We start from the raw sequence: 17196 nt of genomic DNA, 5'->3' as shown, positions 1-17196 counted from the left end.
CGGCGCGGAACGCATGGTAAACAGTAATGCTAGTGTAGTTGAAACCAGTCAAAATCAGCAGATACCGCTGATGACCGCGTGCCAGGCTCCTGTTGGGGGCGGCAAGCATGACACTTATAGAGGAGACGGCACGATGTTAAACCAATTGCGTCTAGATCATGCCAATATGGCACGTATGCTCCATGTGCTTCAGCTTAAGCAGAAAACTCTGGCGTTGGGGGAGCGCCCTAACTTTCAGTTGATGCGCGAAGTGGTGGACTACATTCTTTCCTATATGGACGGCTTTGCCACCCCGCTAGAGCGGATATGTGTAGAGCGGCTAGAGGCCAAAGCGCCTGAACATCTCCCGCTGATGGAGCAAATGGCGGCTGACTATCGTGAGCTTAAACCGCGTCTGCGACGGCTATCCAACGATATCGATATGATTTTAATGGATAATATTTTGCCGATGGATCGTTTCGCACAAGATCTAAAAGCCTACCTGGAGGCGCATCGCGCTTACTTGCGCCGCGAGCGCGAAGGCTTGTTCCCGCTTATCGACAAACACTTTAGCCCTGAAGATATGCAGGAACTCCGCGAAGCCCTGCCAGAAGGGGCTGAGCAGGAGCTGGAGCGCCTTCAGCATGCTTATCCCGAGCTATATGCCGAGCTGTGTGGCGCTGAGGTGCCATCGCTCTAGGAATCCAAGAACTCTTCAGCGCAGAGCGGGGCGTGTTAAACTTACGCCCCGCTGTTTATTAATGGCTTGGAGAGGGCTGGCGTGGCAAGAGCGTATGATAGGTTGGGAACGCTGACATGGTAGGCCCTGTGCTGATTTTTGATTCAGGTGTAGGTGGTCTTTCCGTCGCTAACTCGTTGCGTTTGCACTACCCCAAGGTGGCGATGTGCTATGCCTGTGATAATGCTTGGTTGCCTTATGGGCTACGTGACGATGACACGCTGGCTAAGCGCATTGTAGCGGTTTGCCAAGCGGCGGTTGCGGCGTGTCAGGCCAGCCTGTTAGTGGTTGCCTGCAATACCGCCAGTACGCTGGCGCTGGAAGGTCTTCGTCAAACCTTAACGATTCCCGTGGTGGGTACGGTGCCGGCCATTAAACCGGCAGCGCTAGCAAGCAAGACACGCCATATTGGCCTGCTAGCTACCACCGCGACGGTTAATCGGCCTTACACGCAGAGGCTAATCGAAAGCTTTGCCAGTGACTGCCTGGTGACGAAAGTAGCGGCAGACGCACTGGTCACGGAGGCGGAAGCGTGGTTAGCTGGCACGCCGCTTAACGCTACCCGTATTCATCAAGCGCTGCTGCCGCTATGGCAAGCCGCTCAGTCGACCCCCGCGCTAGATACTGTGGTGCTTGGCTGCACCCACTTCCCGCTGCTAAAACCTATGCTTGCAACGCTCACTCCAACGCCACTGGCGTGGGTTGATTCCGGCGATGCCATTGCTCGACGAGTTGGTCAAATAGCCAAACAGCTGGCCTTTAGCACGGCTGACGGCCGCTGTTTTACCACTGCGCCAGCGGATGCACTGATTGATGGGTTCGCCCGCTATGGTTTTCGAGCGCCGCAGCGTTTAACCCTGCCCGACGCAGAGGCAGTGTAGTAGCCCATCTTCTTAGTTCCCCAAACGGTTAATGATTACCCATCTTTAAGAGGAGCCACCTTGGCGATCCCCACTGTCGATCCAGAACGCTACGCTGAGCAGCTAGCCGAAAAACGCACTTATATTGAGAGCACCTTCGCCCACTTTGCGCCCCCTGAGCTTGAAGTATATCCCTCGCCGCCAAGCCACTACCGCCAACGCTGCGAGTTTCGTATTTGGCATGAAGAGGATGACCTTTTTTATGCCATGTTCGAGGTCGATCCAGAAAACCCCAAGAACAAAAAAGTGGTGCGCCTTGATCAGTTTCCGGTTGCCAGTAAGCATATCAATGCGCTGATGCCACGCTTGCGCGAGGCGTTTCTAGCCAGCGATGAGCTACGCCGCAGGCTGTTTCAAGTGGAATTTCTGACCACGCTTTCAGGGGAAGCCTTGGTCACGCTGATTTACCACCGCCCGCTGGAAGATGCTTGGGAAGCAGAGGCGCGTGAGCTGGAAAAAGCGCTGGGCATTATGATTATTGGCCGCTCGCGCAAGCAGCGCATCGTGCTCACCCAGGACCACGTTTGGGAGCGCTTAACGGTAGATGGCCGTCCGCTGCACTACCAGCAAGTAGAGAACAGCTTTACCCAGCCCAACGCGCATATCTGCCAAACCATGCTGAGCTGGGCGCGTGAAGTGACCGCTGGCCGTCAGAGCGAAGACTTGGTAGAGCTTTACTGCGGCAACGGCAACTTTACCATTGCTTTGGCGGATAACTTTCGCCGCGTGCTGGCGACGGAAATTTCCCGCACCTCGGTGGCTAGTGCCAACGTCAATCTGGAAGCGAATAGCGTGACCAACGCCCAGGTGGCCAGAATGTCTGCAGAGGAGTTTTCCTCAGCGCTGAAAGGCGAAAAAGCTGGCCGCCGGGTGGCCGAGATGGGGCTGGAAAGCTACGATTTTTCTACGGTGCTGGTCGATCCACCGCGGGCAGGCTTAGACGAGCAGAGCTGTCAGCAAATCAGCGAATACGAACAGATCGTCTATATTTCATGCAACCCGGCAACGCTCGCTGAAAATTTAACCATACTGACTAAGACCCACCGCATAGAACGGTTCGCGCTTTTTGATCAGTTTCCCTTTACCCATCATTGTGAATGCGGGGTATGGCTCACGCGGCGTACATTAGTGTGATCGTCAAATTGTCAATAGTGCTTATGATGCACAAGCGGCATACACCATGAATAACCTGTCAGATGGTTAGGGTGGCGGCCATGGGTAGCGTAAGCTAGTGAGCAGCGTGGCCTAAAGGCCTATTGTTCTTCGTTTTTTGGCCATAGTCGTGGCCCCAGGCAGTCGAGGTGATGGATGCATTACGTTGCGATTGAAGAGAGTCGGCAGGATCTTTTAAAGCAGCTACAAGAGCGATTGAAAGCGCGATTGGAGCCTGCACGCGCGGCAGATGTTGAAGCCTTCGCTCGGCACTTTTATGCCACGGTACCCGTTGAAGACTTGGTTGATCGTCGGCTCGACGATCTCTATGGCGCCACGCTATCGATTTGGCAGTTTCTGCAAAATCACGACCCCCTAAGCCCCAAAGTACGGGTGTTTAACCCCGATTTCGAAGAGCATGGCTGGCAGTCTACCCACACTTTTGTGGCTGTTTTACATGAAGATATGCCATTTTTAGTCGACTCAGTGCGTATTGAGTTAAACCGCCGTGGTCTAACGGTGCATGCTATTCAAAATGCCGTCTTTGCTGTTGCGCGCAATGGCCAGCATCAGCTAAAAGAGCTTGCCTCGCCACGGGATGAAGATGCGCCGGAAGCGCGGGAATCGCTCATCGTCATTGAGGTGGATCGCCATACCGACCCTGACGCACTGGCTAACATTGAAAGCAAATTGCGCGACGTACTGCGGGATGTGCGCACCGCTGTAGGTGATTTTGACGCAATGTGCGGGCAGATAACCACTGCGATTCAAGAGCTTGAAAAAAACTGCCCACCACAGATCGACCCAGATGATCACGAAGAAGCCATCGCTTTTTTAGAGTGGCTGCTTAAGGACAACTTCACCTTCCTGGGTTACGACGAGTACTTACTGGAAGGCAATGAGTTACAGCGTGATCCCAATAGCGTGCTAGGTGTTTTCCGCCTTGATCAGCCGCGCTATCGGGAGCGTATTCGTACCGAAGAAGGTATCGATGAGCACAACGACTATGTGCTGGTGCCTCAGCTACTGTCGTTTGCCAAAAGTGCCCACCACTCTCGGGTACACCGCCCCACGTATCCTGATTACATCACCGTTGATCGCTACGACGATGATGGCAATGTCATCGGTGAACGGCGTTTCTTTGGCTTGTTCACTTCTACGGTGTACAACGAATCTCCGCGCAACATTCCGCTGTTGCGTCGTAAGTTGAAAGCCGTTATGGATATTGCCGGTTTCAACCCGCACGGACACAACGGCAAACAGCTGCTTCAAGTGCTGGAAGTGTATCCCCGTGACGACCTGTTCCAGATTAGTACGGAATCGCTGGCCAGCACTTCGCTAGGTATTCTTAATATCCGTGAGCGCCGTCAGGTACGTCTGTTTATTCGCGCGGATGTCAGCGGTAAGTTTTACTCCTGCTTAGTTTTTGTACCTCGGGATGTGTTCTCTACTGACCTGCGCCAGCGTATTCAAAATATGCTGTGTGACGAGCTAGATGCCCACTTTGGCGACTTCAACACCTATTTGTCGGAGTCAGTGTTGGCGCGTATTCAGCTTATTTTGCGCTTTAACGGTGATACGCCTAGCCAATACGACCTTAAGCGTCTGGAAAGCAAAGTGGCACGCTTAGCGCGCAGCTGGCGCGATGACCTGCAGGCCGCAATGATCGAAGGGTTTGGCGAAGAGCGTGCCAATCTACTGACTGAGCAGTTCCAAGAGGCGTTCTCGGCCAGCTACCGTGAAGATTTTAATGCCCGCACGGCGGTGTTTGATGTACAGCATCTGTTGGATTTAGATGGTGGCGCAGACCTTTCACTGTCGCTCTATCGCCCCCTTGAGGAGCAAGCGGGCGGTATGAACCTGAAGCTGTACCACCGTGAGTCGCAGATACCATTATCCGATGTTTTGCCGATGATGGAGAACTTAGGGCTGCGGGTGATTGGTGAGCGCCCCTACGATATCAACGCCCCTCAGCAGCGCTATTGGATCCATGACTTTGAGCTTGAGCACAGCCGTGAAGGTGTGAACTTAAGCGAAATGCGCGATACCTTCAGCGAAGCGTTTAAGCGTATTTGGGCAGGTGAAGCAGACAATGACGCCTTCAATCGGCTGATTATTGGGGCAGGGGTAGATTGGCGCGAAGTGGCCATGCTGCGCGGCTATGCCCGCTACTTAAAGCAGATCCGCTTTGGTATGTCCCAAGACTACATCGCGGCAACGCTGGTGAATTACCCGGCGATTACCCAAGGGCTGGTTGAGCTGTTCCGGCTGCGCTTTGACCCAGCGCATCAGCAGAGTGCAACCGACGACTGTGTGGCCCGTTTAAACGAGCACCTGGAGGGCGTGGCGAGCTTAAACGATGATCAATTGTTGCGCCGTTTTATGGAGCTTATTCAAGCCACGCTGCGTACCAACTACTACCAGAAAGCTGATAACGGCGGCTTTAAAGACTATATCGCCTATAAGCTTGAACCATCGAAAGTCACGGGTATGCCCAAGCCCCGCCCGGCGTTTGAAATTTTTGTTTGTTCGCCAAGAGTAGAAGGCGTACACCTGCGCGGTGGCAAAGTAGCGCGGGGTGGCTTGCGCTGGTCTGACCGTCTGGAAGACTTCCGTACCGAGGTGCTCGGCCTAGTTAAAGCACAGCAGGTCAAAAATGCAGTCATCGTGCCGGTAGGCGCAAAGGGCGGCTTTGTGTGCAAGCGCATGCCGGAAAATGCCGACCGTGAAACGCAGCAAAAGGAAGGTATCGCCTGTTACAAAATCTTTATCCGCGCGCTGTTAGATGTCACCGACAACCTCGTGGGTGGTGAGGTAGTGCCGCCACAAAACGTAGTGCGCCACGATGAAGATGACTCCTATCTAGTCGTTGCTGCTGATAAAGGCACCGCGACTTTCTCGGACATCGCCAACGAGATCTCGGTTGAGTATGGACACTGGCTGGGGGATGCGTTTGCCTCTGGCGGCGCCAATGGCTATGACCATAAGAAAATGGCGATTACCGCCCGTGGAGCCTGGGAGTCTGTTAAACGCCACTTCAAGAACCTCGGCATCAACACCCAGCAAGACCTGTTCACGGTAGTCGGTATTGGTGATATGGCCGGTGACGTGTTCGGTAACGGTATGCTGCTGTCGGATAAAATTCAGTTGGTGGGGGCGTTTAACCACCTGCATATTTTTGTCGACCCTAATCCGGATGCAGACGCCGCCTTTGCTGAACGTACACGCCTGTTTAACCTGCCCCGCTCCAGTTGGGAAGACTACAGCGTAGAGTTGATTTCCAAAGGCGGCGGCGTGTTTAGCCGTAGCGCTAAATCCGTCGCCATCAGCCCTGAAATGCAGCAGGTATTTGGCATTCAAGAAACACGCCTATCCCCCAACGATCTGATTCGCGCCATGTTGAAGGCCAAGATCGACCTGCTTTGGAATGGCGGCATCGGGACCTATGTGAAAAGCTCCGATGAAACCGACGCTGACGTGGGTGATAAAGCCAACGACGCACTGCGCATTAACGGCACTGAGCTGCACTGCCGCGTGGTAGGTGAGGGCGGTAACCTCGGCTTTACTCAGCGCGGGCGGATGGAAGCCGCCGCCAACGGCGTGCGGGTTTACACCGACTTTATTGATAACGCGGGTGGGGTTAACTGCTCCGACCACGAGGTCAATATCAAGATATTGATTGATGAAGTGGTTAAGCGTGGCGATATGACCGACAAGCAGCGCAACCAGCTGCTGGCGGATATGACAGAAGAGGTTGCTGACCTGGTTATTTTGGATAACTATCGCCAAACCCAGGCGCTTGACCTCTCGGAAATCCTTTCCCAGCATGGGATGGGGCCCTTCCGCCGCTTTATTAGTGAGCTTGAGTCTGCCGGGCAGATCGACCGTGAACTTGAATTCTTGCCCGCTGACGATGTGCTGAAAGAGCGTGTCAGCAACAACCAGGGTATGCGCTTGCCGGAGCTGGCTGTGCTGATCTCCTATGCTAAGAGCACTCTGAAAGGCGATTTGATCAACTCAGATATACCAGATGATCTCTATATTCATCGCCACTTAGAGCGCCTGTTCCCAGCCGTGCTGACCGAGCGCTATCAGGGTGAGATGTATGAGCACCGCTTGAAGCGTGAAATCGTTGCTACTCAGGTGGCAAACGATTTGGTCGATCACATGGGCATTGTGTTCGTTCGCCGTTTGATGGATTCCACGGGAGCCGGGCGGGCTGATATCGCGCGCGCTTACATCGTTGCTCGTGATGCATTTAATCTGCCTGCCCTGTGGGCGCAGATTGAAGCGCTGGATAACCAAGTGCCGAGTCGTGTGCAGTACTCGATGATGCTCGAACTGATGCGCATGATCCGTCGTGCTACTCGCTGGTTCCTGCGTACCCACCTGGGGCTTTCTACCCACGATGCCATCGAGTTCTTTGGCCCGCGCTTGGCGCAGCTGCAAGAGGGTATTGGCGAGTTGCTAAGCGGTGAAGAGCAGGCTGCTTGGCGCAAGCGCTGTGATGAGCTGCAGGAAGCTGGCGTGCCGGAAGCGTTGGCCTCAACGGTAGCAGCTGCACCAAGCCTCTACGCTGGCCTGGGAATTATTCAAGCGGCACGAGTCACCAATGAGAAGCCCCAGCGGGTCGCCGAAGTGTTCTACGAGATCGGCAGCCGCCTGGAACTTCCCTGGATGATCCAGCAGGTAACTCACCTAGAAGTGCGCGATGCTTGGCAAGCGCAGGCAAGGGAGTCCTTCCGTGACGACATCGACCGCCAGCAGTTAGCGCTTACCACAAGCGTGCTGAAACTTGAGGCGGGCAGTCGCGATACCCAAGAGCGTGTCGCCCAATGGCTAGAGCAGCATGCTGAGCTGCATCGTCGCTGGTGCCGCTTGATTGATGAGGTTCGTGGCGGCAGTGAAGGTGGCTTTGCACTATTTGCCGTTGCTATTCGTGAACTGGTGGATCTCGCAGAGAGCGATAGCGAAGCGTAAATCTTACGCCGAGCTGTCAGTATAAGCCGTGCCCTGGTTCGCCAGGGCACGGCTTTTTTGTGGGCTGCTTACCCTGCGAACTGCTGTTGATGTGCGTTATACTGCGGCCGCCCCGCTTATGCTGCCTACCCATCGCCCAGGAGAGCCTTGCTGATGTATAACATTGCCCGTTCGCTGCTGTTTCGCTTAGACCCGGAAACGTCGCATGGTATAGCGCTGCGTGGGTTAGATGCCCTGCATCGGGTAGGTAGTGTTAAGCGCGTCTACGGCGAGCCGGTAAGCGACCCTGTTGAACTGATGGGGCTGCGTTTTAGCAACCGAGTAGGCCTTGCCGCCGGGTTAGACAAAAATGCTGACCACCTGGATGCATTAGGCGCGCTGGGCTTTGGCTTTGTGGAAGTGGGAACTGTGACGCCCAAAGCGCAGCCAGGCAACCCAAAACCGCGCTTGTTTCGCTTGGCGGGTCATGAGGCCATCATCAACCGCTTTGGTTTTAATAACAAAGGGGTTGAACACCTGGTGCAGCAAGTAAAGCAGCGCCATTACGGTGGCATTGTGGGCATCAATATCGGTAAAAACCTTACTACCTCGGTCGAGCATGCCCTAGATGACTATTTGCTCTGTCTAGAGGCCGTCCACGGTGTGGCTGATTACATCGCGGTGAATATCTCATCGCCCAACACCCCAGGCTTACGCACCCTGCAGTTTGGTGAGCAGCTAGACGCGCTGCTTGGGCCTATCCGCGCCCGCAGCTATGCGCTGGATGTCGAGACAGGCCGCAGGGTGCCGCTGTTGGTAAAAATTGCCCCGGATATGAGTGAAGAGGAAGTCGCGCTGGTAGCAGGCAGTATTGCGGGTAACGCGTTAGATGGTGTCATTGCCACTAACACCACGGTTTCCCGGGATGCGGTGAAAAGTGATTCACAGGCAAACGAGGCGGGAGGGTTATCCGGTAAGCCGGTTTTTGAAGCCTCTAACACCGTTATTCGCCTGCTGCGAGCACAGCTTCCTACGCTACCCATTATTGGCGTGGGGGGAATCGACAGCGGCGACGCAGCCAACGCTAAAATTGCCGCAGGCGCTGATTTAGTACAGCTCTACTCAGGCTTGATTTATCAGGGGCCAGGGCTTGTGAAACAGTGTGCCGAGGCGCTGAAGAAAGGGCGGTAAAGACGTCAGTAGGGGAAAATGGGGGCGAGATAAGAACTCATTAAAAAGCCCGCGTGCTCGCGGGCTACTTATACCTAACGTAACTTGTAAAAAGTGAAAACTAGGACATGACTAGGGGGTTTTTATGGATGCCGGAAACGCCAGTCATACCGTCCCACTGGTCGCCGCGCCCTTCACGCCAGCCGCTCATCCAGTATTCGCGTAAATTAACATCTTGGCTGGGGCAATCATCACGGGAGCGACCCGTAATACCCGCTTTATATCCGTGAACATAAGCCCGTTGGAAGCGATCACGTTTTTGTCGTTTCATTGGCTAACCTCGTTTCATGAAAGCCTTTGATAAGAAACAGAGCCTGATGCTGTGTTGCGTAGGTTCACAAAGTTGCTAACAAGCAATGTGTCACCTTTATCGCATCAGCGTCTGTTCCGAGAGCTGACCTCAACAGCGAGGTACCGCACAAGCGCTAATGCCTAGCACTCACGTGCTGAACGGGCCAAGCGGTACTCTCGACAAGCCATACATCATTAACGCATTCACATAAAGTGGATGAACCCATTAACGACTATGACCAACAACGCATGCGTTTTTTTCAGTAGCTACACTCCTATTGTTAGACCATCATGGGGTCACTTGTCGACTATGAAATTGTCATAAGACGTAAACACATTTGCCATATATAGGAATATCGCGCGGTTACGCGCGGCGAACACCATGACCGAGCTGAACCAAACTGCCCCCCAAAACCTCCTGGCGACGTGCCCTAAAGGCATTGAAGGCCTGCTTGCAGATGAATTAACGGCTTTAGGCGCCGTGCCGGGTAAAACTACCGTAGCAGGGGTTTATTTCTCGGCCAGCCAAGAAACGGCTTACCGCGTATGCCTGTGGTCACGTCTGGCGAACCGCGTTATTTTGCTGTTGGCCCGGGAGTCGATGATAGAAACTGCTGAGCAAGTACATGACGCATCGACCCGAATTGCCTGGACACAGCACTTACTCCCAGGCAAAACCCTCGCGGTAGATTTCCATGGCCGCAGCGATCATATTCGCCATACGCGCTTCGGAGCCCAAACTGTAAAAGATGGCATTGTCGATTCTCTTCAGTTAGCGGGCCAAGAGCGGCCTAGCATCGACACCAAGACGCCTGATCTACGCATTTATACGCACTTGCACCGGGCAAACCTAACGCTGGGAATTGACCTTTCTGGTGAAAGCCTTCACCGCCGTGGCTACCGCCGCGATGTCGGGCATGCGCCACTAAAAGAGAATTTAGCTGCAGCCCTGTTGGTTCGTGCAGGCTGGCCTGAGCGTGCCAAAGCCGGTGAACCGCTGTTAGACCCGCTATGCGGGGCCGGTACGCTATTAATTGAAGCGGCAATGATGGCTGCCGACCAGGCGCCCAATGTCAATCGGGAACGCTTTGGTTTTCACGGCTGGGCAGGCCACGACGAGGCGTTGTGGCGGGAGCTTAAGCGTGAAGCTGAAGCCCGTGCGTCTATCGGCCGTAAACGCTGTAAAACAGCGCTGATTGGCTTTGACCAAAGCCCGGCGGCATTAACGGCTGCGAAGGCTAACGCCATGCGTGCAGGCATTCCGGCGCTTATTACCCTACATGGACAAAGCCTTAGCCAGTTAACAAGGCCAGAGACGCTTACCGCCGAACAGGGGTTGTTAATCACTAATCCGCCCTATGGCGAGCGCCTGGGCGAGCTACCAGAACTGGTTCGCCTATACGCCCAGCTGGGTGAAAAAGCTAAAGCACTGTTTCCTGGCTGGACGCTGGCGCTGTTTACCGGCAACCCGGATTTAGGCCATCGGTTGGGTCTACGCGCTCATAAGCAGTACGCGCTGAAGAATGGCGCCTTGGATGCCAAACTGCTGCTGATGGCGATTGGTAGCCATGCAGGGGGAGAGGATGCACCCTCTGAGAAAGTCCCGCAAAATGGTGACACTAGCCAGCCGTCGGACGCTAGTGCAACACCATCGGTGTCTGAAAATGCCCAGATGTTTGCCAACCGGTTGGCGAAAAACCAAAAACGTCTGAAAAAATGGTTAAAACAGAGTGGTGAAACCTGCTACCGCATCTACGATGCAGACATGCCGGAATACGCTTTGGCGATCGACCGATATGGCGATCGCGTGCATGTGCAGGAGTATGCGGCGCCTAGCTCCATTAACCCAGCCCAGGCTCAAAAGCGCCTATTTGATGCGCTGGAAGTGTTGCCAGATGCGCTGGGTGTTGACGCCAGCAAGGTGTATATCAAACGCCGTGAGAAGCAGGCAGGCAGCGCTCAGTACCAGAAGCGCTCTGCTAGCGGTGAGCGTTTTGAAGTTCAGGAGGGGGCGGCACGGCTATGGGTGAACCTGCGTGACTACTTGGATACCGGCCTGTTTTTGGATCACCGTCCGGTACGTCGCATGCTCAGTGATATGGCCAGCGGCAAACGCTTTTTAAACCTGTTCTGCTATACCGCCACCGCAACGGTACAGGCTGCCTTGGGTGGCGCAAGCGACAGTGTCAGCGTGGATATGTCCAATACCTACCTTGAGTGGGCGCGGGATAACTTTGCGTTGAATAAGCTGGACCCCAGGCTGCACCGGGTCGTGCGGGATGACTGTTTCCGCTGGTTAGAAACTGCCAACGCCGAGTTTGATCTGATCTTTATGGATCCGCCCACGTTTTCAAACTCTAAGAAGATGCGCGACACCTTAGACGTGCAGCGTGACCACTCGCGGTTAGTTGAACTCGCCATGGCGCGCCTTGCTCCAGGTGGCACGCTGGTGTTCTCAAACAATCAGCGGCGTTTCAAATTAGACGAGGCGCTTAGCGAGCAGTACGTGGTGGAGGAGATCACCTCGCGCACCTTCGACCCGGATTTCCAGCGGCGCACCAACCTGCACCATGTATTCTTGTTACGCCACAAATAGTCATCAGGAGAAGAGCGTAGGTAATGATTCAGCTATCAATTTACACTACCCTGGGCTGCCATTTATGCGCCCAGCTTGAGGCGCTAGTCACCACGCTGGCTAACCAAGAAGTAGCGCTGCACCGTATTGAGATTAGCGATAACGATGCCCTCGTTGAACGCTATGGGGTGCGTATTCCGGTCTTAGTGGATGGTGAGGGGGTTGAGCTAGATCGAGGCTTCGATTTGGAGCGGCTAAGTGCTTGGCTACAGGCGCGCGGCTGGCTGGATGAGGTGGCGCTCAACGCGATCACCTCACCGCCCGAAAAAGCCCCGCCCGTAGGGGCTCATCAGCGAGACGGGCGGCGTTTTTTGGGCTGATATTTTGCCTAAATGGCATAGGTTTTGCTTAAATCACATAGATCTTACTTAAATTACGTAGTTGTAAAAGGGGGAGGGAGTGGCTACAGCGCGTCGAGTAGCGATAGCTGGCGCATCGCTTCCTGCCCTTCAGGTGTATGATCGGCTGCCTCCAGCACTTTACGGAAACCCCGCGATGTCTGGATGGTGGTCTCATCTTCAAGCCACATGTGTGCTTGCTCCAGCGTATCTGCCAACTGGTGCTTTAGCCCGCCAAACTGAGTGCCAATTTGCCCCCAGGCGCGGCTAAAAATCCAGTCGCCAAACATATCCTGGTGAATATGCACTAACACATAGTCATGGTCGGTTTCCCAGCGTACGATCACAACACTCTCCTTAAATGCCCCGCAAACACGGCTGCTTATCAAGCCGTTGCGGGCGTATTGTAAAGCCCGGATACCCAAACGCCTATGAAACTTGTCATCGACGCTAATATCCCCGCTGCCGACACCTGTTTTGGCGCCTTTGGAACGCTTAACCGCGTGCCGGGGCGTGAGATACGCGCCGCCGATGTGACAGGTGCTGACGCCCTGGTTGTGCGCTCCATCACCCAGGTTAACCAAGCGCTACTGGCGCAAAGTCAGGTGCGCTTTGTAGGCACCTGCACCATCGGCACCGATCATATTGATCTTACCTACTTGGCAGAGCGCGGGATTGGCTTTGCCAGCGCCCCTGGTTGTAATGCTGAGGCCGTGGTGGACTATGTGCTCAGCAGCTTGCTCACGGTGAGTGAGCGTGAAGGTTGGTCGCTGCTAAGGCGCACAGTAGGCATTGTGGGTGCGGGCAACGTGGGTAGCCGCTTACAGCGCCGCTTACAGGCGCTAGGCATTGAGGTGCTGGTGTGTGATCCCCCAAAAGCCGAGCAGGAGGGGGAGGGCGGCTTCGTCGCGCTGGATATGCTGATTGAGCGCTGCGATGTGCTCTGTTTACATACACCGCTGGTGAAAGAAGGCCCCCACGCCACCTATCAACTGTTCGATGCTCAGCGGATTAACGAGCTGGCGCCTGGCACGGTGCTATTAAATGCCGGGCGGGGTGACTGTATTGATGGCTTGGCGCTGCGCAGCCGTTTAGCAGGTAAAGGCGATATCACGGCTATTTTGGATGTATGGGAAAACGAGCCGCAGATAGACGCTGGACTACGTGACTTAGTAGCGCTGGCTACGCCACATATTGCGGGGCACAGCCTGGATGGCAAGCTGCGCGGCACCTGGATGATTCAACAGGCGCTGGCCGACCACTTAGTGCAGTCGAACCCAATGCCCTTTAGTGAACTTTGCACGCCGCCGGCCCTTGCCGGGCTAACGCTGCAGCATGCACTTCCCGTGGAAGAGGCGTTACGGCTCTGTGTGCATGCCGTGTACGATGTACGCCGTGACCATGACGCGCTACAGCGCAAGGTGCTTGAGCAGGGGATTCAAAAAGGCTTTGATGACTGCCGTGCTAATTACCCGCTGCGACGGGAATTCAACACGTTAACGGTCGTTTTAAAAGGCGATGCTGTGTCTTTGCAAACGCCGTTAAGCGCGGCGGGCTTTCAGGTGCAGTGTGCTTAATATTTGGTTTAGAAAGCTTTGTGGTTAAAACTGGGTATATCAAAAACCATGAGCACCCAAAACAGTAAGGCCCGCATCTGCGGGCCTTACGTTCTTTGGCTAAATGAAGGCGGTTACTGACGGTAGGCGGCTTCTTTTAGCGCACGGATACGGTCATCCAGCGGTGGGTGGCTAGCAAACAGGCGCTCCACCAGTGAGCGGGTCTGGCCTTTGGTAATTGCCATGGCCCGCATGGTATCCGGCATTTGATCAGGTAGCTCCGTTTCGGCTTTCAAGCGAGCCAAAGCATTCACCATAGCGCCGGTGCCTGCTAAGCGTGCCCCGGCCTCATCGGCACGGTACTCCCGGTAGCGCGAGAACCAAGCAACGATTGCCGAGGCAACAATCCCAAAGACAATCTCTGCGACAATAACCACGGCAAAGTAGCCCATAAAGCCTAACCCCCCCTCGCCACCGCTGCGGCTTTTCAGGAAGTTGTCGACTAAATGCGCCACCACACGGGCAAAGAACATCACAAAGGTGTTCACCACGCCTTGAATAAGCGCCAAGGTAACCATGTCGCCGTTCGCCACGTGGCCAATTTCGTGGGCCAGTACCGCGCGTACCTCTTCCGGGCGCATACGGTTCAATAGCCCAGCAGAAACGGCAACTAGGGCATCATCTTTGTTCCAGCCAGTGGCAAACGCATTGGATTGCTGGGCCGGGAAAATACCCACTTCTGGGGTTTTAATGCCTGCTTCCCGGGAGAGCTCGGCCACGGTATCTACTAACCACTGTTCGGTGGCGTTCGAGGGTGCTTCGATAATGATCGTACCGGTGCTGCGCTTTGCCATCCATTTGGAAATGAACAACGAGATCATCGAGCCGACCATACCGAAAATAAAGCAGAACAGTAGCAGGCTTGTGAAGTTGATGCCTTGGCTGCGCAGGTAGCCTTCTACGCCAAAGAGTCGCAGCGTAAAGCTGGCCACCAGCACGACCGCTAAGTTGGTGGCCAGAAAAAGCAGAATTCGCATCATCGTTAAGGTTCTCCCTAAAGGATTTAAAAGCGGTTGTAGGATAGTTGCTTAGATACGTGCAGCAGGCACCAGTTTCAAGCCCGTGAATTTATTGACGGTAACGAGACAAGAAATTAGCAAAGCGGTCGAGGGCATCGCCAAGCTGGTCGGCCCAAGGCAGCGTTACAATGCGCACGTGATCGGGCTCTGGCCAATTGAAGGCGGTGCCTTGTACCAGCAGGATTTTTTCCTGCAGCAGCAGATCTAACACCAGCTGCTGGTCATCTTTGATCTTAAAGACCTTCGGGTCTAAGCGGGGAAAGGCGTAAAGCGCCCCTTTGGGCGTTACGCAGGAGACACCCGGAATCGCGTTGAGCTTTTCGACGGTGATATCCCGCTGCGCCAACAGCCGGCCACCGGGTAGAATCAAATCGTTAATCGACTGGTAACCCCCCAGTGCCGTTTGAATGGCGTGCTGGGCCGGCACGTTAGCGCACAGGCGCATAGAGGCGAGCATGGTTAGCCCCTGGATGAAGTCCTGGGCGCGCTGTTTGGCAAGCGTGCCGGAGATCGTCATCCAGCCTGATCGGAAACCAGCACAGCGGTAGCTTTTGGACAAGCCATTCATGGTAATCACAAGCTGGTCGTCATCGGCTAAGGCGCCGGTAGAGGTATGCTCTACACCGTCATACAGAATTTTGTCGTAGATCTCATCAGAAAACACCACAAGATTGTGCTCTTGGGCGATAGCCAGGACTTCCCGAACTACCTCGGGCGGATAGACCGCCCCGGTGGGATTGTTGGGGTTAATAATTACAATGGCCCGGGTGCGACTGGTTACTTTGGCACGTATATCGGCTATGTCTGGCGCCCAATCAGCCTGCTCATCACACAGGTAGTGAACACCATGGCCGCCGGATAAGTGGGCAGCGGCCGTCCAGAGTGGGTAGTCGGGGGCGGGAATCAGCACTTCGTCGCCGTCATTTAAGAGCGCTTGCATCGCCATCACAATCAGCTCGGAAACGCCGTTGCCGATATAGATGTCTTCAATGCCAACTCCTGGAATCTGCTTGCGCTGGCACTCCTGCATAATCGCCTTGCGCGCGGAGTAGAGGCCTTTTGAGTCACAGTAACCCTGGGCAGTGGGCAGGTTGCGCATCACGTCCTGCAGAATTTCTTCCGGCGCTTCAAAGCCAAAGGGGGCCGGGTTGCCAATGTTGAGCTTTAAAATTCGCTGGCCCTCTTCTTCCAGGCGCTTGGCGTGGTCGAGCACGGGGCCGCGAATGTCATAGCAAACCTTGTGCAGTTTGTGTGACTTTTTCAGCGGCTGTAATTCTGTAGGCTGCGGGGTGTCCATGGGGTGCGTTATCCAAAAGTGTCCAGTGGCCGTTAGAAGTAACTGATTATTCGCCCATTATGCGTCGGATGGTAGCGGGCTGTCTTCGTCGTTTTGTAGCGGTGGCGGTGGAATATCACTGGGGGTTTCCAAGGTAACCCGGCCGAGCTTGCCATCGCGCAGTTCGTGCAGCAGCACTTCGGCACCGCGGTGCAGGTCTACCGTGCCGCCTGCGCGTAGGCCGCCGCGTTTTCCGGCGATTTCTTTCAATATGGCGTGGCCGTCGAAACCGGCAATGGCTAGAAAATCGGGTTTTTTGGGGCCGTCGGCATCAACCTCGAAAGCAACCGGTGCTTCGTAGGTGGGCAGTGCTTTTAGCTTGTAGCGGGCGGTTAGCTCTTGCGGGTACCGTTTGGCAAGCTCGGCGCTGGTCACAATCGCCACATCGGTGTATTCAATGGCTGTATCGCGAATAGCCCCGCTGGCGGCTAAGCGATAGGCGCTGGCCTGGTCTTCAATTTTCGGCCAGAGCACTCCTGGCGTGTCGATCAGCGCCACGCGCCCGTCGATGCGAACTTTCTGCTGACGCTTAGTGACCGCGGGTTCGTTGCCGGTTTTGGCGATTTTTCGCCCTGCTAAACCGTTAATCAGGGTGGACTTTCCTACATTGGGAATGCCCATCACCATTACGCGTACATCGCGGTCAGCGCGCACGGCGCCTGCCAGCTCATGGCAAAGCGTGGGTATCTTCTTGAGTTCCCGGGTATTGGTGGTGGTGATCGCCAGTGCGCGGGTATCCTCTTGGGCATCAAAAAAAGCCACCCACTCGGCGGTACGCTCGGGGTCGGCAAGGTCGGCCCGGGAGAGAATTTTGAGCACCGGTTTGTGGCGAGTCAGCTCGGCCAGCATCGGGTTAGCGCTGGAGTAGGGCAGGCGCGCATCAAGCACTTCAATTACAACATCAATTTCTGGCAGCGCATCCTTGATCTGGCGGCGGGCCTTGTTCATATGTCCGGGGAACCAGCCGAGCATGAGTCTCTCC

13 protein-coding genes are annotated in these 17196 nt (G+C 54.9%); 8 read left to right on the top strand and 5 right to left on the bottom strand.

The window, feature by feature from the left end; genetic code table 11:
- Positions 1-133 precede the first annotated feature (133 nt).
- The 5 genes from P8S54_RS05775 to P8S54_RS05755 all read left to right on the top strand — a co-directional run bounded on the left by P8S54_RS05775 (position 134) and on the right by P8S54_RS05755 (position 8940).
- Positions 134-679, top strand: coding sequence for a hemerythrin domain-containing protein (locus tag P8S54_RS05775; protein WP_281443605.1), 546 nt, complete (start codon positions 134-136; stop codon positions 677-679).
- Positions 680-795: 116 nt separating this feature from the next.
- Positions 796-1599 (top strand): glutamate racemase, encoded by an 804-nt coding sequence (gene murI, locus P8S54_RS05770; RefSeq protein ID WP_281443604.1) that lies wholly within the window; start codon positions 796-798, stop codon positions 1597-1599.
- A 60-nt stretch (positions 1600-1659) separates the two neighbouring features.
- Positions 1660-2772, top strand: a complete 1113-nt coding sequence (gene trmA / locus P8S54_RS05765; RefSeq protein WP_281443603.1) for a tRNA (uridine(54)-C5)-methyltransferase TrmA — start codon at positions 1660-1662, stop codon at positions 2770-2772.
- Positions 2773-2946: 174 nt separating this feature from the next.
- Positions 2947-7770 (top strand): NAD-glutamate dehydrogenase, encoded by a 4824-nt coding sequence (locus tag P8S54_RS05760; RefSeq protein WP_281443602.1) that lies wholly within the window; start codon positions 2947-2949, stop codon positions 7768-7770.
- Positions 7771-7923: 153 nt separating this feature from the next.
- Positions 7924-8940, top strand: a complete 1017-nt coding sequence (locus P8S54_RS05755; protein ID WP_281443601.1) for a quinone-dependent dihydroorotate dehydrogenase — start codon at positions 7924-7926, stop codon at positions 8938-8940.
- Between the two features lie 100 nt (positions 8941-9040).
- On the opposite strand, the gene rmf is transcribed toward P8S54_RS05755, so the two are convergent.
- Positions 9041-9250: a ribosome modulation factor gene (gene rmf, locus P8S54_RS05750; protein ID WP_009096993.1), complete on the bottom strand. Its 210-nt coding sequence runs from the start codon at positions 9248-9250 to the stop codon at positions 9041-9043.
- Between the two features lie 402 nt (positions 9251-9652).
- On the opposite strand from rmf, the gene rlmKL reads away from it, so the two are divergent.
- Both rlmKL and P8S54_RS05740 read left to right on the top strand, forming a co-directional pair.
- Entirely contained in the window at positions 9653-11866 is a 2214-nt protein-coding gene (gene rlmKL, locus P8S54_RS05745; RefSeq protein ID WP_281443600.1) for a bifunctional 23S rRNA (guanine(2069)-N(7))-methyltransferase RlmK/23S rRNA (guanine(2445)-N(2))-methyltransferase RlmL, read from the top strand.
- A 23-nt stretch (positions 11867-11889) separates the two neighbouring features.
- Positions 11890-12225 (top strand): glutaredoxin family protein, encoded by a 336-nt coding sequence (locus P8S54_RS05740; RefSeq protein WP_281443599.1) that lies wholly within the window; start codon positions 11890-11892, stop codon positions 12223-12225.
- 83 nt (positions 12226-12308) lie between these two features.
- Here P8S54_RS05740 and P8S54_RS05735 read toward each other — a convergent pair whose 3' ends face one another.
- Positions 12309-12590, bottom strand: a complete 282-nt coding sequence (locus P8S54_RS05735; protein ID WP_009096987.1) for a hypothetical protein — start codon at positions 12588-12590, stop codon at positions 12309-12311.
- A gap of 84 nt (positions 12591-12674) precedes the next feature.
- On the opposite strand from P8S54_RS05735, the gene pdxB reads away from it, so the two are divergent.
- Positions 12675-13820, top strand: a complete 1146-nt coding sequence (pdxB, locus tag P8S54_RS05730) for a 4-phosphoerythronate dehydrogenase PdxB (protein WP_281443598.1) — start codon at positions 12675-12677, stop codon at positions 13818-13820.
- A gap of 113 nt (positions 13821-13933) precedes the next feature.
- Here pdxB and htpX read toward each other — a convergent pair whose 3' ends face one another.
- From htpX to ylqF, 3 genes are all read right to left on the bottom strand, one after another.
- Positions 13934-14839, bottom strand: a complete 906-nt coding sequence (htpX, locus tag P8S54_RS05725) for a protease HtpX (RefSeq protein WP_009096984.1) — start codon at positions 14837-14839, stop codon at positions 13934-13936.
- Between the two features lie 88 nt (positions 14840-14927).
- The gene (locus tag P8S54_RS05720) at positions 14928-16175 is read right to left on the bottom strand and encodes a pyridoxal phosphate-dependent aminotransferase (protein ID WP_009096982.1); all 1248 of its coding nucleotides are present in this window, start codon (positions 16173-16175) and stop codon (positions 14928-14930) included.
- Positions 16176-16232: 57 nt separating this feature from the next.
- The gene (gene ylqF / locus P8S54_RS05715; RefSeq protein ID WP_281443597.1) at positions 16233-17186 is read right to left on the bottom strand and encodes a ribosome biogenesis GTPase YlqF; all 954 of its coding nucleotides are present in this window, start codon (positions 17184-17186) and stop codon (positions 16233-16235) included.
- Positions 17187-17196: the final 10 nt, after the last annotated feature.

The sequence above is a fragment of the Halomonas sp. M1 genome, assembly GCF_029581375.1.
Lineage (GTDB): Bacteria > Pseudomonadota > Gammaproteobacteria > Pseudomonadales > Halomonadaceae > Vreelandella.
This window is presented reverse-complemented; position numbering and strand designations above follow the sequence as displayed.

Coding starts and splice junctions, on each gene's coding strand:
- P8S54_RS05775 (WP_281443605.1), top strand. CDS start 134: ATGTTAAACCAATTGCGTCTAGATCATGCCAATATGGCACGTATGCTC.
- murI (WP_281443604.1), top strand. CDS start 796: ATGGTAGGCCCTGTGCTGATTTTTGATTCAGGTGTAGGTGGTCTTTCC.
- P8S54_RS05760 (WP_281443602.1), top strand. CDS start 2,947: ATGCATTACGTTGCGATTGAAGAGAGTCGGCAGGATCTTTTAAAGCAG.
- P8S54_RS05755 (WP_281443601.1), top strand. CDS start 7,924: ATGTATAACATTGCCCGTTCGCTGCTGTTTCGCTTAGACCCGGAAACG.
- rmf (WP_009096993.1), bottom strand. CDS start 9,250: ATGAAACGACAAAAACGTGATCGCTTCCAACGGGCTTATGTTCACGGA.
- rlmKL (WP_281443600.1), top strand. CDS start 9,653: ATGACCGAGCTGAACCAAACTGCCCCCCAAAACCTCCTGGCGACGTGC.
- P8S54_RS05740 (WP_281443599.1), top strand. CDS start 11,890: ATGATTCAGCTATCAATTTACACTACCCTGGGCTGCCATTTATGCGCC.
- pdxB (WP_281443598.1), top strand. CDS start 12,675: ATGAAACTTGTCATCGACGCTAATATCCCCGCTGCCGACACCTGTTTT.
- htpX (WP_009096984.1), bottom strand. CDS start 14,839: ATGATGCGAATTCTGCTTTTTCTGGCCACCAACTTAGCGGTCGTGCTG.
- P8S54_RS05720 (WP_009096982.1), bottom strand. CDS start 16,175: ATGGACACCCCGCAGCCTACAGAATTACAGCCGCTGAAAAAGTCACAC.
- ylqF (WP_281443597.1), bottom strand. CDS start 17,186: ATGCTCGGCTGGTTCCCCGGACATATGAACAAGGCCCGCCGCCAGATC.